This window comes from Bradyrhizobium sp. CB1717 (assembly GCF_029714325.1).
Classification (GTDB): domain Bacteria; phylum Pseudomonadota; class Alphaproteobacteria; order Rhizobiales; family Xanthobacteraceae; genus Bradyrhizobium.
In genome coordinates, this window is sequence record NZ_CP121666.1 from 7,034,168 (window position 1) to 7,049,890 (window position 15,723).

A 15,723-nucleotide genomic window follows, 5' to 3' on the forward strand; every position below is an offset into this window, starting at 1 on the left:
CCCGCACTGCGCTGCAAAATCCTTCCGGACCGCTCGTCACAAGCGAAAATCGTAGCGCCCTGCCAGTCCTGCCCGTATGGTTCTCGCCAAAATCATAAGCCGGCGCCGCCGCGCCGGAAGCGGGACAAGCGCGTTTGTCAAAGCTCACCCTGCCGGTCCGGCTCGCTCTCCTGGTCGCGGGAACGATGTTGCCGATGATCGTCTTCGCGGTCGGCATCGCCTTCTACCATTACAAGCAGGACCGCAGCGACGCGACCCGCCGCGTGCTGGAGAACGTCCGCAGCATGCGCCTCGTGCTGGATTCCGAGGTGCAGCGGATGACCGGCAGCTTGCAGGTGCTGGCGCTGACGAACTCGCTGCGCAACGACGACTTCCAGAACTTTCGCCGCATCGCGCTCGGCTTCCTCGACCAGTACGGCAAGGGCGGCCTGTTGCTGATCTCCGACCGCAAGGGCCGATTGCTGTTCTCCTCGACGACGGAGGACACCGCGAGCCTGCCGCTGCGTGGCAATCTCGCCATCGTCGAGAACGTGTTCGCGACCAGAACGCCGCAATATTCCGACCTGTTCACCGGCGCGATCAATGGGCGTCAGGTGTTGACCGTCGAGGTGCCGGTGTTCCGGAACGGCGAGGTGATCTATGACCTCTGCTTCAGCCCGCCGATCGGCATCTTCCAGGAGCTGGTCGAGAAGCAGCGGCCCGACCAGAAGTGGACAGTGTCCCTGCTCGACACCACAGGCACGGTATTCGCCCGCGTGCCTAATCCCGCTGAAAACTTCGGCAAGCGCGCATCGCCTTCGCTGTACGAGGAAATGTTTCGCGCTCCCGAGGCAACGCTGTCGTCGGTCTCGCTCGACGGCGTCGCGCTCGCCTCCGCCTACACCCGATCTCGGCTCACCGGATGGACGGTGGCCGCGGGCGTCCCCGAAAGCTCGTTGATCGCCCCGCTCTGGCGCAACATTGCGATCACCGGCCTGATCGGCGGCATCTTGCTGCTGATCGGCCTCACCTTCGCGGTGCGGATGGCAACCACGATCGCGCGCGGCGAGATGCTGCACAATCTCCTGATCGAGGAGCTCAACCACCGCGTCAAGAACACGCTGGCCTTGATGCAGGCGATCGCGGTGCAGACCTTCCGCAGTGCCAGTCGTGACGAGCGGGCCAAGTTCGAGGGACGGCTCGGCGCGCTCGCCCAGGCGCATAATCTGCTCAGCCAGGAGAAATGGGTGGGCTCGGAGCTGAGGGAGGTGATCGCCCGTGCGCTTCAACCGTTCCTGCTGAGCAACGCCGACCGCATCCGGATGGCCGGCCCTACGGTGCCGCTGTCGCCGCGGCTTGCGGTGGTGCTGTCGATGATCGTGCACGAGATCGCCACCAATGCGGCGAAATACGGCGCGCTGTCGAACGAGACCGGCCGGGTGACGCTCGACTGGGAGGTCATCGCCGATACACCGAAGCCGCGGCTGCGCCTGATCTGGACCGAGATCGGCGGACCGCCGGTGACCGCGCCGGTGCGGCGCGGCTTCGGCTCGCGCCTGATCGAGCGCAGCGCCCGCGACCAGCTCGGCGGCGAGGCAACCGTCGACTTCCTTCCGCGCGGCGTCGTCTGCACGGTGACTTGCATGCTGGACGAGACGCGCTGAACAGGGACCATCGAGCAGCGGTGCCGACCTGCTCGTTAGCTCGCCCTTTGACGGCTTGCCGCTCTTTCACAAGCCATTTCGACGGCATCTAACCGTCTCTCGCGCGATCTCCGTTCAACACCGCGACAGCTCGACGCCGCCCGGCGTGCGTTTGCGAAAACGCGCGCCTGCCCTGAGCAGGATCGGACAAAGCACGACCGCTTCAGGAAAGACGCTGTTCCGTCACCCGCATAGAACGCGCACCGACCCGTACAAATACGGACGGCTGATGTGCAGCCTGAGACGATCAGGAGGAGCCGCACAATGATTGGGAGCACCGCACTCATGCGCAATCCCTCGCCCAAGGGCTTGCCACCCCCACCCGGCACACAGCCTGACGATGGCGAGACGTCCCAGCTGCGCGCTGCCGATGCGGAGATGGCGCGCGTGCTCAAGACGAAGCCACTTCGCATGGCCTCCGATTCCCAGAGCGGCACGATTGCCTATTGGAAGCACGAGCCGCTGCACGACGTAGTCGAACCCATGGCCGATCACGTCATCATGACCTATCCCGCCGGCTCACAGGCACTGGAGCGGCGCAGCGGAAAATCGGCTGCGATCAGCACGGCGCGACCCGGCGTCGTCACGATCATTCCGGCCGGATCGACCTCGCGATGGGACATTCACCGTTCGATGCATGTCGTTCAGCTCTATCTTCCGCAGCGAACGCTGCTGCGTATCGCCGATGAAGCCGGCACGGCGAGCCCCGGCGACCTCCTGGAAAGAACCGGGCATCCCGACGCCATCACGTCCCGCCTGCTGCTGAGCGCAGCCGACTCGCTCGAAGGCAGCGCCACGCTCGACACGCTGTTCAGGCAGCAGCTGACCGATCTCCTCGCCACGCGCGTGCTCGCGGCCCATGCCGGCGTGCCGGCCGCGCCGCAGCCGATCATCGGCGGCCTCTCGCCAACGGTCCTGCGTCGGTCCATCGAGCGCCTTCGCTCGGACAGCGATGCGGATGTGTCGCTCTCGGCGCTGGCCTCCGACGCCGGTCTGTCGCGTTTCCATTTCTGCCGCTCCTTCAAGGAGAGCACCGGACTCTCGCCGCATGCCTGGCTGCGCCAGCACCGGCTCGAGCAGGCCATGAACATGCTGCGGGAGACCGACGAACCGGTCGTCTCGATCGCCGCAGCGCTCGGCTATTCCACGCAGACCGCCTTCGCCGCCGCATTCAAGAAGCTGACGGGTGAAACGCCGAGCGATTGGCGCAGACGGACGCGTTAGCAGCAATCCCGCGACAGCGACGGCAATCGCTCTGGGGCGGTCGAGTATCTGGTTCGCTAGATATCTCAGGAACGGACCACGCGGACGGAGACGAACAATGGACTGGAAACGCCTTGCAATTGCACCGCGCCGCAAAGCCACCGCAACGGCGCTCCTGTACGGGCTCTCGCTGACCGTGCGTCTCACCTCGCCGACAGCCGAGGAGGCGCCGGCACAGAGCGCCAGTCCCCTGGCGTCAATCCTGATCAATCATGATTGGCCGAGGAAACCAGCGGTGCCGGCCGCCCTGCGCGGCTGGCCATCGAGCCCGAGAAGCTGCCAGGCGGCCTGTGGAAGCCCCGCGCTGCTGTCGTCCCTGCCAGCTTGTACCGCGCCGTAACGGGCAACCGGCCTCCGCTTCACCTCTTCGCGTCATCGCCGATCGCAGCAGGCTCCGCCGACCTTGGGCGGCAGCGACGACGCACGTCTGTCCCGACCACCGAACTCAGGAGTGAACCACATGCGACTGCTCATCATCGGCGCCGGCTTTGCCGGCATGTATGCCGCCCTCTCCGCCGCCCGTCTGCGCGACATCCAGGGCGCATCCCCCGGCGATCTCGAGATCGCGCTGATCGCACCCGAGCCGACGCTGGTGGTCCGCCCGCGGCTCTACGAGCCGAAGCCGGAAACGCTGACGGCGCCGCTGCTCGACGTCCTCCAGGCGATCGACGTCAACTACATCCAGGGCAGCGCCGAGACCGTGAACACCGAAGCGCGGACGGTGCAGATCACGTCTCCCAAGGGTCCGCGCAGGACCCTGTCCTACGACCGTCTGGTGATCGCGACCGGCAGCCGCCTGTTCCGGCCCGACATTCCCGGCCTCGCCGAGCACGGGTTCAGCGTCGATTCGCTCGATGACGCCATCGCGCTGGACAAGCATCTGCACGGGCTTGCCGACCGGCCGGCCGTGAACGGGCGCGACACGGTCGTCGTCGCCGGCGGCGGCTTTACGGGCATCGAAGCCGCAACCGAGCTGCCCGCGCGCCTGCGCAAGATCCTCGGCAAGGATTCGAAGACACGCGTGATCATCGTCGAGCGCAACGGCGCGATCGCTCCGGATATGGGTGAAGGCCCCCGTCCGCTCATCGCGGACGCCCTGCGCAAGCTCGGCGTTGAGACCCGGCTCGGGGCCTGCGTCGCCTCGCTCGACAAATCCGGTGTGACGCTCTCGACCGGCGAGCATATCGAGACCGAGACGGTGGTCTGGGCCGCCGGCATCCGCGCCGCTCCATTGACGGCACAGATTCCGGCCGAGCGCGACAATTTTGGCCGGCTTCTGGTGGATCGCGATCTGCGCGTGCCTGGTGTTGCCGGCGTCTTCGCCACCGGCGATGCCGCCCGCGCCGCCTGCGACGACGAGGGCAATTACGCGCTGATGTCGTGCCAGCATGCCACGCGCATGGGCGCCTTTGCCGGCAACAATGCCGCCGCCGAGCTGCTCGGCGTTCCGACGAGGCCGTACCACCAGAAGGCCTACGTCACCTGCCTCGACCTCGGCGAAGCCGGCGCGCTGTTCACGCGCGGCTGGGAGCGCAAGGTCGAGATGGTCGGCGACGTCGCCAAGAAGACCAAGCACGAGATCAACACCGTCTGGATCTATCCGCCGAAAGCCGAGCGTGCCGCCGCGCTCGCTTCGGCCGATCCGGAGCGTGTGACTGCTCTCTAGACGCACGAAGTGACGGCGGCCGCGCGTCCTGGCTGCGCGGCCCGCTCAACCAGGACCAGCCAGAAGCCTTCCATGAAACAGGAGACGAACATGAACCTGCACAACACCTCATATCCCCAGGCATCGGGCCCCGAAGAGCTCGTTCCGTCACGCTACGCGCTGAAGGTCGGCGAGATCGACGTGCTGGTGGTCAGCGACGGCGTGCTGCCGTTGCCGACCACGATGCTGGCGCACAACGCTAGCCCGGCCGAGCGGGCGGCCTGGCTGCACGACATGTTCCTGCCGCAGGACGCGTTCGACTGGGCGCTGAATGCGGTCATGGTGCGCAGCGGCGACAAGACCATCCTGATCGACGCCGGCCTCGGCTCCGACCCGAACTTGCACCTGCCGCGAGCCGGGCAGTTGATCAAGCGACTGGAGGCCGCCGGCATCGATCTTTCGGCCGTGACCGATCTGGTGCTGACCCATTTGCACATGGACCATATCGGCGGGCTGCTCGTCGACGGCGTGAAGCAGCGGCTGCGCAAGGACCTGCGCATCCACGTCGCGGCCGCCGAGGTCAAGTTCTGGGAGGCACCCGATTTCTCCCATACCAACATGCCGCAAGGCTTCCCGGACGCGCTTCGGGCCACCGCCAAGCGGTTCGTGAAGGAGTACGGCAGTCAGCTGCGGACATTCGATGAAACGCAGGAGATCGCGCCCGGCGTCATCGCGCGTCGGACCGGCGGTCACACCCCCGGACACAGCGTGGTTCGCGTAGCGTCCGGCGGCGACGCATTGACCTTCGCGGGCGATGCCGTGTTCGCGGTCGGGTTCGAACAACCCGACTGGCACAACGGCTTCGAGCACGACCCCGAGGAGGCGGCGCGCGTTCGTGTCCGTCTGCTGCGCGAGCTTGCCGAGACCGGCGAGATGCTGGTGGCCACGCATTTGCCGTTCCCGTCGGTGGGCCGCGTGGCGGTTGATGGCGACGCCTTCCGCTGGGTGCCGGTGTTCTGGGATTACTGACGGCTGGTCAGGCGAGGCCAAACCGGGGCGCGTGCTCATGACCTTCGTGAGTGCGCGCCCTGATTCAAATCACTGAGGCGCTCGGCATCCGCGACACATCCAAGGACCTGCCTCGGATCCTCACGGACCCTGCCCTGCGACGATTCCAGACAGCCAGTATGGCCTCCGTCCATCGTCCCGGATATAGCGAGACATTCCGGTGAACGATGTGCTTGGAGCCTCGCAAGAATGACCTCTGCAAGTCCCGAACTTGTCATTTTCGATTCGGACGGCGTCCTGGTCGATAGCGAGATCATTGCACTGACCGTGCTGGTTCAAACGGCATCCGAGGAAGGCATATCGATCAGCGTCGAAGACGCCATACGTTCTTTCCGCGGGGTCAAGATGGCCGAATGCGTGCGCCAAATCGAGCAGCGGCTAGGCCGCCGCGTCCGAGACAGTTTCATCGACGACGTTCGACGGGCGACCGCGCTGGCGTTTGATGCCGAACTGAAGCCCATCGAAGGAATCCATGCGGCATTGGCCGAAATCGACGTTCCGGTTTGCGTAGCATCCAACGGCCCCATGTCGAAGCTGACACATGCACTCGGATTGACCAAACTGCTGGAGCACTTCGAAGGCCGCATCTTCAGTGCGTATGAGGTTGGTTCGTGGAAGCCGGACCCCGGCCTGTTCCTGCATGCCGCACGTACGTTGGGCGTTCCCCCCTCACGTTGCGTCGTTGTTGAGGACTCGTTGTCCGGAGTCCGCGCGGCAAAGACCGCAGGAATGAGAGTCCTCGGCTTTACCGGAGGAGATTCGGGAGCTGAGCGAGAGCTAGCGGAGGTCTGTGACGACCTCTGTCATCGAATGAGCGACCTTCCGGCTTTGCTGCGCATGGAATGATCGCAGCACTCCCAAGCCTCCTCTCGGAGGCCGCCATGGCACAGCCCTACCCGATCGTCTGCAGCGCCGGGAACGTCTCGAGCAGCCAGATGCTCACATTGGAGACCGCGCCGGTGAGGAAGCCGATGCCGGTGATCACCATCAACACGCCCATGGCGCGCTCGACATTGACGAGCTGGCCCTTCATGCGCGCGAACAGCGTGGAGAACTGCTCGATCATCAGCGCGGCGATCAGGAACGGAATGCCGAGGCCCGCCGAATAGACCGCGAGCAGCCCCGCGCCCTTCGCCACCGTGGCTTCGGCCGCGGCGATCGAGAGGATCGCAGCCAGAATCGGCCCGATGCAGGGCGTCCAGCCGAAGGCGAAGGCGAGGCCCATGATGTAGGCGCCCCAGAGTCCGACGGGTTTCGGGATCGGCAGCCGGCCCTCGCGCATCAACAGGCCGATGCGCGTCAGGCCGAGGAAGTGCAGGCCCATGATGATGATGACGATGCCGGCGAGGATCGACAGCTCGGCCGACCAGGCCCGGATCAGCCCGCCGATCAGCGAGGCGCTGGCGCCGAGCGCCACAAACACAGTGGAGAAGCCGAGCACGAACAGCAGTGCCGACATCATGATCGCGCGCTTGGAGGTCGAGGCCGGCTCCTCGCTCTCGACATGCTCGATCGTCGCGCCCGTGAGATAGATCAGGTAGGGCGGAACCAGCGGCAGGACGCAAGGGGAGAGGAAGCTGACGAGGCCGGCAATCAGCGCCGCCGGGATCGAAACATTTTGCATGATGCAGTCGGAGCCATCTCAGGCGCCGGTGCGGCACGCGGGAAACGCGCGCGGCCCGGAGCACCGGCTCTGGTGTAGCCGATGCCGGAGAATGCGCAACAGAGGCGCACAAAACCAAGGCTCCTCCCGATGCCGTCCGTGATCACAGATGCGGCATCGGGACGCGCACAAACCTCGCCAAAAAGCGAGACCAGGCGGCGCGGCTACTTCACCACGCGGAGCAGCGGACGCCGGGGCTGGTCCTGCGTCTGCTTGGAAGAGGGCGGCGGTTCGCTTCCGGCGTTCCGCAGCATTTCGTCGCACAGCGCCTTGAGATCGGCGCTGTCAATTCCTTTGAGTTTCATCCGCACGTCGAGGATGACAATCGACAGCAGCTCGGCCGACTCGCGACTATTCATCTCGTTGAGCGCCCTGCGGCACTCCTCGAGCGTCTCCAGCACCGACTGCAACTGTTCGTCTGAATGCGACACCGGGCGTTCTTTCCGTTAATTCGGCCTGCGAGACGTATTTGCGACGACCCCTTTGGCCCCCATGGGAGACCAAGGATAACACGAGGCCGCGACGCCTCTGAACATGATTTCAATGTGTTTCTGCGTTGATTTCGCGGTTCCGACGAACATCGGCCCGCCGCAACGTCGGCCATCGTCGAGGCAGCCGGGGAGAGAACGCCTGTTGCGTTGTGATTGATCCATGCAGGGGGTTGAAAGCGCCACTTGCGCAAGGATGTCCATTGCGGACAGCGCCGACAATCCCGCAGCCATCTGAAGGCTCGCAACGGAACTCACGCGACACCCCTCAATTCAGGCGATCGTCTGCCCGATTCCCAGCCCGTGGCCGCACCATGATACCAGCCGCGAGGCAGTAAGGATGACGTTCAAAACTCGTCACCCCGCAACCCGCCGTGGTTGTGGTTTGCGCCAGATTCTGCCAGTTTAGCCGCCTGAAGGGACTTGTATGCACTCCTTGGCGGAAAGGGGCGTTCCTCCAGAGGAACGCCTAAAAGCAAATCTCAGCGGCCTCTCCGATTGGGATGCGGCGCGCATCTTCCTGGAAGTCGTCCGTTGCGGAAGTTTTCGCTCGGCAGCCGAACGGCTGTCGTTGTCGATCAACGCTGTCCGCCGCCGCATTGACGATTTCGAGCGCCAGACCGGCACCACTCTGTTCACGCGCGACGTCCATGGCACGCATCTGACGGACGAGGGCGCGCTCGTCGTCTCCGCCGTCGAGCGGATGGAAGCAGCCGCGTTCGACGTGTTGCGCACCAGTGATTCGACCGGCAATGCTCTGTCCGGCGAGGTCCGCGTCGCAGTCACCGAGGGGCTCGGCACGTTCTGGCTCGCCCCGCGCCTGGTCGAATTCCAGCAGACCTATCCGAAGATCCTGGTCGACCTGCATTGCGCCATGCGCTCGGCCGACGTCTCGCGACACGAGGCCGACGTCGCCATCCACCTGTCCCGGCCTTCTGCGCTCGACGTCAAGCTGGTGCGGCTCGGCCGCATGCATCTGATGTTCTGGGCTTCGGAGAAATACCTCGAGAAACACGGCACGCCGCGCTCGGCCCATGAATTGATCAAGCACCGCCTGGTGCTGCAGTTCGCCGACCAGCTCGCCGCCAAGGAGACTTTTGAGAGCTTCTTCCCGGGCGTTCAGGAACGTGACCTTCTGGTCATGAAGACGAACGTCTCAAGCGCCAATTACTGGGCAGTCGCGAATGGCGCCGGAATCGGCGTATTCCCGAGTTACGCCATTGCGCTTGGCGGGAAGTTGATTCCACTGGAGGTCGAATTGAACCGACCGCTGGATATCTGGTTGTCCTACCATCCCGGTAGCGGCCGCATCCCGCGCGTTCGGCACATGATTGACTGGCTGATCGAGGCTTTCAATCCAGCTCGCTTCCCGTGGTTTAAGGAAGAGTTCGTGCACCCGCATGAATTCAAGGACTCGTATATGGGCGAACCCCTGACCCAGCTCTTCGGGGGATTTTCAACCGAAGAACGGTGAGAAACGACTATGAAAACAGCGGCGAAAAGAATGAAGCAGCGCAGTGCCGGCAAGCCGGACATTGAGCTTGGCAAGCGGATCCGTCTGCGGCGCGTCGAGATGAAGATCTCGCAGGCCGAGCTTGGCGAAAAGCTCGGCGTGAGCTTCCAGCAGGTCCAGAAGTACGAGAAGGGCGTCAATCGCGTCGGCGCAGCCCGCCTGCAGCAGATCGCATCCGCCCTCGACGTGCCCGTGACCTTCTTCTATGACGGCGACAACAAGGCGCGCGAAGTCGAAAGCCTGCTCTTCCTCGATTCGGCTTTCAGCCTCCGCCTGCTGCGCGCCTACAGCAAGATCAAGGACCAGACGGTGCAGCGTCAGCTCGTCTCGCTGATGGAATCGATCGCGGCCAACGAAAGCTGAGCCGATCGACGGTCTGGCCTTGACGGCCAACGTTCAATCCGCCGCGTCGCGGGGGCGCGGCCGGATTGGACGAGATCGGCTGGATCAGATCTTCTGAACCAGATCTGGCGTGCGCCATCCGCGCGCGGCCTTCGTATTTCGGGGCGGCCTGACCGCCCTTTTTCTTGCCCTTTTCCCTCCCTCATCGCGGTTTTGGCGAACCCATTCCGCACTTGCCGCGACCCAATCGAGAGACTCCGCGAGCGGACGCGTGGAGCTTTCGACTGCCGCGCTTAATGGGACCTCAACACCGGCGCCCTAATTTTCCGCCGATTTCGCGAATCGGCGTACGCAGCGCGGCGGCCGAACATTGCCAATGCGAGCGCCCGTCCGGGCCTCGCTCTCTTGGGGAAGATGGGACACATGTCGAAACGCCATGCGATGATCGTTGCCGTCGGCGTGCTCGCCAGCGCCTCTGCGCTGGCACAAACCGAGACCGTCGGACAGGCCACGCCCAAGCCTGCAACGGCCGGGACTGTGCCGGCTGCGGCCAATCCGGCCCACGCAGCTGCGCCGAAAACCGCAACGACGCCCGCCTCGACGCCCGAAAGCCGCTCGGCCGAGGCGCTCGCGCTGACGCACGAGCCGACCTATGACGAAGGCTCCGCCCAGCGCATCAAGGAGGCCGCGTTCAGCTATTCCGCACTCGCCGTACGCGGCGGCTGGCCGACGATCCCCGCGGATGCCAAATTCGCGCTTGGCGTCCAGGGCGCGAGCGACGATCTCCTGCGCAAGCGGCTGATCCTCTCCGGCGATCTTTCCGCCGACAAGACCAGCGGCGCCTTCGACCAGGATCTCGCCGACGCGGTGAAGCGCTTCCAGGCACGTCACGGCCTCGCGCCGACCGGCACGGTGACGCCGCGCACGCTCGCGGCGATGAACGTCTCCGTGCAGAAGCGCATCCGCCAGCTCGAGGCCTCGCTCGAGCGGCTCGAGAACATGAATTTCAGCTTCGGCCAGCGCTATGTCGTGGTCAACATTCCCGCCGCCTTTGCCGAAGCGGTCGAGAACGACGTCGTGGTGCGGCGCTATCGCGTCATCGTCGGCAAGACCGAAAAGCCCTCGCCGACGCTGACGGCCCAGATCACCAGCGTCGTCCTCAATCCGACCTGGACGGTGCCGGCCTCGATCGCCAAGACCGAGATCTCGGCGCATATGCGCAAGGACCCGACTTATCTGTCGCGCATGCACATGGAAGTGCTCGACGCCCACGACAATCCGATCGATCCGCATTCGGTCGACTGGTCGGGCACGCGCACGCCGAACTTCACGGTGCGCCAGCGCAACGGCACCTTCAACGCGCTCGGCGCGGTCAAGATCGACATGCCGAATTCCTATTCGGTCTACATGCACGACACCAACCAGCGCAACTTGTTCAGCGACGACTACCGCTTCGATTCCCACGGCTGCTCGCGCGTCGACAATGTGCGCGATCTCGCCGCCTGGCTGCTCAAGGACCAGCCGAAATGGAGCCGCGCCGCGATCGACGCGGAGATCGCCAGCGGTCAGCATCTCGAGGTCGCCATGGCGAAGAAGGTGCCGGTGGCCTGGATCTATCTCACGGCGTGGATGACCAAGGACCAGACCATCCAGTTCCGCAACGACGTCTATAGCCAGGACGAGCAGCTGCTGGAGGCGACGGCCGAAGAGGCGGCGTTCTTCGGCAAGGCCGCCGGCCATCCGCTGACCGCGCACATGCATGTGACGCAATAGGCGCTTCTCGCGCCATGCAATCGCGGCACGGGCCGATGCAAAGCCGCGTCCCCTGCCGCGGTTGACCCCGGCCTCGGCCCGGCCGCACATTGCGCCTCGCCAACAACACGCGAGCGCGCGATGCCTGACATCTCCAACGAAAAATCCTACGCCGACGGCAAGATCCTCCAGCACGCCGGCGACGGCGTCGGCGTGATCACGTTCAACAATCCCGACAAGCGCAACGCGATGTCGCTGGAGATGTGGGAGGGCTTTGGCGAAGCGCTGACGGCCTTGCGCGATGACGATACCGTGCGGGTCGTGATCCTGCGCGGTTCCGGCGGCAAGGCGTTCGTCTCGGGGGCCGACATCAGCCAGTTCGAAAAAACCCGTCACAACGCCGCGGCGTCCGAGGAATATGCCAGGCGCAGCGTCGCCCAGCGCGCGCTGCTCGCCGACTATCCGAAGCCGACCATCGCCTGCATCCAGGGCTTTTGCCTCGGCGGCGGCATGCAGGTCGCGATGCTCGCCGACATCCGCATCGCCTCGCGGGACAGCCAGTTCGGCATCCCCGCGGCCCGGCTCGGCATCGCCTATGGCTATGACGGCTTGAAGCACCTGGTGTCGCTGGTCGGCCCGTCCTGGGCGCGGCTTCTGATGTACACGGGCATGCGCATCGATTCCGCCGAGGCGCTGCGCATCGGCCTCGTCGAGCGCGTGTTCCCGGAGGACCAGCTCTGGGGTGAGACCATGGCGATTGCCGAGACGATCTCGCAGAACGCCCCGCTCGCGATCAAGGCCGCCAAGATCACCATCGCGCAGGTCTTGAAGGACGAGAGCGCACGCGACATGGACGCGATCAAGGCGATCGGCACCGCATGCATGGACTCGGCGGATTTCCGCGAGGGCCGGCAGGCCTTCATGGAGAAGCGCAAGCCGAAGTTTCAAGGGAAGTGAACGGCTGTCGTTGCAAACACGCCTCTCTCACCGCCGTCATTGCGAGGAGCTCTTGCGACGAAGCAGAGCGAGGTGAACCAACGTTCAGGAAGATTAAATTCCTCTCCCGCCTGCGTTGCGGTAGCAACCAATTGATCTGTCGCTAGTTCTCCCGGAACCAACGAGGGAGACTGCGATGAAACTCAAACTTGCTGTTCTTGGCCTGGCTGCCGTGGGCGGTATGGCGCTCGCTTCGGGACCGGCCCTTGCGGCAATGCCGAACGGCATTCCGCAGGCGGACCAGATTGCAAAAGGCCCGGCTGCCGACGTCGATCAGGTGCGTTGGGTCTGTAACCCCTGGGGCCGCTGCTTCTGGCGCCCGAACTACTATGGCGCCTATGGCTATTACGGCGGCCCGCGCCGGTTTTACGGGCCGCGCCCGTGGGGCTGGGGCCACCGCCACTGGCACCGCTGGTAGATTGAAGGGGGCCGCAAGGCCCCTTTTCGTCGGAGGCGTTTGATCAGCCGAAGCCAGCGCTCGATCCGGATAGCCAACACGCGCGTCTGGAAACGAGGAAGGCGATCATCGCCGAGCTAAAGTCAGCTATCGTTCCGCGGGCGGCAGCTCCCCAAACACCTCGATCAGGCGAAAGCGCTCGCACATGAGCATCATGTCTTCGCCGAATCGTCCGAGCCGGCCGAAATAGGTGCGATGAGCGCTGCGCCAATAGGCCAGGCTTCGATCGCCTTCGCCCTCGTCATAGGCAAAGGCGGCGTCGACTTCATGGAAGCGCCGATATGTGATCTCGGTGCTTTCGATGACACAGCGCGGCTCTCCCCGTCCATCGAGCACGACCCAGCGCTCTCCGGGCGTAGATGTGTTCGGCTCGTCTTCCGTGCTGCAGGTTGCGGTCTTGATGCCCCTGACGACGAGATCGAGCAATTCGTCCGCGAGCCCGGGACTGTCGCCGAAAGCAAACGTCCGGAGGTGTCGATAGCGTTCGGGGACCTGCCCGCTCATCCGCTTCCTTTCAGAGTGCGGCAATCACCGCCTTCGTGATGTCGGCGGTGCCGTTGCTGCCGCCGAACTCCATCGGCTTGATGCCGCCGGCATAGACCCGGTCCACCGCGCGCTCGATTTGCTCGCCCGCCTCGGCCGCACTCTCGACGCCATGCTTCTCGGCGAGCCAGTCCAGCATCATCGCGGCCGACAGGATCATGCCGGTGGGGTTGGCCTTGCCCTGCCCCATGATGTCAGGGGCGGTGCCATGGCAGGGCTGGAACACCGCATATTTGTCGCCAATGTCGGCGGACGGCGCCATCCCGAGACCGCCGATCAGGCTCGCGGTGATGTCGGAAACGATGTCGCCGAACATGTTCTCCATCACCATCACGTCGAAATCCCAGGGACGCTTGACCAGCATCGCCGAGCAGGCATCGACATAGAGCCGGTCGGTCTTCACGCCGGGATGCTTCTTCTCGATCTCGTCGAAGATGCCGCGGAAGAATGCAAAGGCCTTGAACACGTTCGCCTTGTCGACGCAGGTCAGCGCGCCCGGCTTGCCGCGCGCCTTGCGCCGCTCGGCGAGGCGAAACGAGAAGTCGAACAGGCGCTCGGACGTCCGGCGCGTGATCACCATGGTCTCGCGCGCGTCCTCGTGGGTGACCACGCCCTTGCCCATCGAGGCGAACAGGCCTTCGGTCGACTCGCGGATGACGACGAGATCGATGCCGCGCTTGTCCGCGCCGACGATCGGGCTCGGCACGCCGGGAATGAGGCGCGCCGGCCGCACGCCGGCATAGAGATCGAAGATGAAGCGCAGCTCGATCTGCGGCGCGATCTCGGTATTGTCGGGGTAGCGCACCGACGGCAGGCCGCAGGCGCCGAGCAGGATCGCATCCGCCTCCTCGCACAGCTTGATCGTGCTGTCCGGCATCGACTTGCCGGTGGCGAGATAATTGTTGGCACCGGCCGGCGCCTCGGTGAAGCGGAAGTTGAGGCCGGATTTGTCGCCGACCTTGCGCAGCACTTCGAGCGCCGGCGCCATGACTTCGGGACCGATGCCGTCACCGGCGAGCACGGCAATGTGGAAGGCGTTGTTTGCGGACATAGGGGTTCCTGCGTGAAGAAAGGTGTGGCCCCGTCATTGCGAGGAGCTCTTGCGACGAAGCAATCCAGACTGTTTCCACGGCGGGATTTCTGGATTGCTTCGCTGCGCTCGCAATGACGGTGGAGAGAGTTATTACGGCGTCAGCACGGTGCGGCCGACCACCGCGCCCTGCTGCAATTGCACCAGCGCGTCGTTGGCTTTGGCGAGCGGCGCCGTCGTCACCGGGATCGGCGGCACCTTCTTGGTGCGGACGAGATCGAGCAGCTCCTGCGTTTCGCGCAGGTTTCCGACATAGCTGCCCTGGATCGTCACCGCCTTGATCGGGATCAGCGGCAGCGCCCAGGTCGCGCCGCCACCGAACAGGCCGACGATGATGAGCTTGCCGCCCTTGGTCAGACAGTCGAAGCCGAGCTGCGTCGTGGCGGAGTTGCCGACGAGGTCGATCACGGCGCGGATCGGCCCACCCGCCTTCTTCGCAAGCTGCTCCAGCGCATCCGGCGCCTTGGGATCGACGGTTGAGAGCGCGCCGGCCTTCTCGGCCGCTTCGCGCTTCCTGGCGTCGATGTCGACCATGATCGCGCCCTTGCCGCCCATCGCCTTGAGCAGCGACAGCGCCATCAGGCCGAGGCCGCCGGCGCCGAACATCACGATCGGCGTGTCGAAGTGCTGCTCGACCTTCTTCAGCGCGCTGTAGGTGGTGACGCCCGAGCAGGCGTAAGGCGCGGCCGACGCGGGATCGAGGCCTTTCAGATTGAGCAGATAGCGCGGATGCGGCACCAGCATGTGATCGGAATAGCCGCCGTCGCAATAGACGCCGAGCGAGCGCGGCGTCAGGCACATGTTCTCGTCCCCGCCAAGGCACGTCGCGCATTTGCCGCAGCCGATCCAGGGATAGACCAGGCCGATGTCGCCAAGCTTGAGGTCACCCTGGTCGCCCGGCTTCACGTCCGGTCCGAACGCCAGGACTTCGCCGACGGTCTCGTGCCCCATGGTCAGCGGCAGGTTGATGCCGCGGTCCTTCAGCGACAGCGGCTTGCGGCCGTGGCCGAGATCGTAGCCGCCTTCCCAGATGTGGAGGTCGCTGTGGCAGACGCCGGCGGCCTTCACCTTGATCAGCACCTGCGTGCCCGAGGGCTGCGGCGTCGCCTCGTCGAACTCCTGCAGCGGCGCCTTGAAGTCGGCAACCTTGAAACTCTTCATTGGAATCCTCCCGGCATGCTTGTCGTTCTCGGCCTCACCATGCCATGGCGGGCGGGGCGA

General features: G+C 64.9%; 15 protein-coding genes. 10 read left to right on the forward strand and 5 right to left on the reverse strand.

Going from position 1 to position 15,723, the window contains the following annotated elements; genetic code table 11:
- Nucleotides 1-185: 185 nt before the first annotated feature.
- The 5 genes from QA649_RS32855 (at nt 186) to QA649_RS32875 (ending at nt 6,504) form a co-directional block, all read left to right on the forward strand.
- Nucleotides 186-1,643: a sensor histidine kinase gene (locus QA649_RS32855; protein WP_283026155.1), complete on the forward strand. Its 1,458-nt coding sequence runs from the start codon at nt 186-188 to the stop codon at nt 1,641-1,643.
- Nucleotides 1,644-1,946: 303 nt separating this feature from the next.
- Nucleotides 1,947-2,906, forward strand: coding sequence for an AraC family transcriptional regulator (locus QA649_RS32860; RefSeq protein WP_283020849.1), 960 nt, complete (start codon nt 1,947-1,949; stop codon nt 2,904-2,906).
- A 499-nt stretch (nt 2,907-3,405) separates the two neighbouring features.
- Complete coding sequence (locus QA649_RS32865) at nt 3,406-4,611, forward strand: NAD(P)/FAD-dependent oxidoreductase (protein WP_283020850.1); 1,206 nt, start codon at nt 3,406-3,408, stop codon at nt 4,609-4,611.
- A 90-nt stretch (nt 4,612-4,701) separates the two neighbouring features.
- Complete coding sequence (locus tag QA649_RS32870) at nt 4,702-5,619, forward strand: MBL fold metallo-hydrolase (protein WP_283026156.1); 918 nt, start codon at nt 4,702-4,704, stop codon at nt 5,617-5,619.
- 228 nt (nt 5,620-5,847) lie between these two features.
- Complete coding sequence (locus QA649_RS32875) at nt 5,848-6,504, forward strand: HAD family hydrolase (protein ID WP_283020851.1); 657 nt, start codon at nt 5,848-5,850, stop codon at nt 6,502-6,504.
- Nucleotides 6,505-6,550: 46 nt separating this feature from the next.
- On the opposite strand, the gene QA649_RS32880 is transcribed toward QA649_RS32875, so the two are convergent.
- Together QA649_RS32880 and QA649_RS32885 are read right to left on the reverse strand one after the other, a co-directional pair.
- Nucleotides 6,551-7,282, reverse strand: a complete 732-nt coding sequence (locus tag QA649_RS32880; protein ID WP_283020852.1) for a cytochrome c biogenesis protein CcdA — start codon at nt 7,280-7,282, stop codon at nt 6,551-6,553.
- 203 nt (nt 7,283-7,485) lie between these two features.
- A complete protein-coding gene (locus QA649_RS32885; protein ID WP_018648227.1) occupies nt 7,486-7,752 on the reverse strand; it encodes a hypothetical protein in 267 nt (88 codons plus the stop codon).
- A 484-nt stretch (nt 7,753-8,236) separates the two neighbouring features.
- Here QA649_RS32885 and QA649_RS32890 point away from each other — a divergent pair, with 484 nt between their 5' ends.
- The 5 genes from QA649_RS32890 to QA649_RS32910 all read left to right on the forward strand — a co-directional run bounded on the left by QA649_RS32890 (nt 8,237) and on the right by QA649_RS32910 (nt 12,830).
- Nucleotides 8,237-9,283 (forward strand): LysR family transcriptional regulator, encoded by a 1,047-nt coding sequence (locus QA649_RS32890; RefSeq protein ID WP_283020853.1) that lies wholly within the window; start codon nt 8,237-8,239, stop codon nt 9,281-9,283.
- 30 nt (nt 9,284-9,313) lie between these two features.
- Nucleotides 9,314-9,685: a helix-turn-helix transcriptional regulator gene (locus tag QA649_RS32895; protein ID WP_020608151.1), complete on the forward strand. Its 372-nt coding sequence runs from the start codon at nt 9,314-9,316 to the stop codon at nt 9,683-9,685.
- A gap of 402 nt (nt 9,686-10,087) precedes the next feature.
- The gene (locus QA649_RS32900; RefSeq protein ID WP_283020854.1) at nt 10,088-11,437 is read left to right on the forward strand and encodes a L,D-transpeptidase family protein; all 1,350 of its coding nucleotides are present in this window, start codon (nt 10,088-10,090) and stop codon (nt 11,435-11,437) included.
- 120 nt (nt 11,438-11,557) lie between these two features.
- Entirely contained in the window at nt 11,558-12,373 is an 816-nt protein-coding gene (locus tag QA649_RS32905; protein WP_283020855.1) for an enoyl-CoA hydratase, read from the forward strand.
- A gap of 175 nt (nt 12,374-12,548) precedes the next feature.
- Nucleotides 12,549-12,830, forward strand: a complete 282-nt coding sequence (locus tag QA649_RS32910) for a hypothetical protein (RefSeq protein ID WP_283020856.1) — start codon at nt 12,549-12,551, stop codon at nt 12,828-12,830.
- Between the two features lie 126 nt (nt 12,831-12,956).
- Here QA649_RS32910 and QA649_RS32915 read toward each other — a convergent pair whose 3' ends face one another.
- The 3 genes from QA649_RS32915 to QA649_RS32925 all read right to left on the reverse strand — a co-directional run bounded on the left by QA649_RS32915 (nt 12,957) and on the right by QA649_RS32925 (nt 15,663).
- A complete protein-coding gene (locus QA649_RS32915; protein ID WP_283020857.1) occupies nt 12,957-13,373 on the reverse strand; it encodes an ASCH domain-containing protein in 417 nt (138 codons plus the stop codon).
- A 10-nt stretch (nt 13,374-13,383) separates the two neighbouring features.
- Complete coding sequence (locus QA649_RS32920) at nt 13,384-14,463, reverse strand: isocitrate/isopropylmalate dehydrogenase family protein (protein ID WP_283020858.1); 1,080 nt, start codon at nt 14,461-14,463, stop codon at nt 13,384-13,386.
- Nucleotides 14,464-14,595: 132 nt separating this feature from the next.
- Nucleotides 14,596-15,663, reverse strand: a complete 1,068-nt coding sequence (locus QA649_RS32925; RefSeq protein WP_283020859.1) for an alcohol dehydrogenase — start codon at nt 15,661-15,663, stop codon at nt 14,596-14,598.
- Between the last annotated feature and the right edge of the window lie 60 nt (nt 15,664-15,723).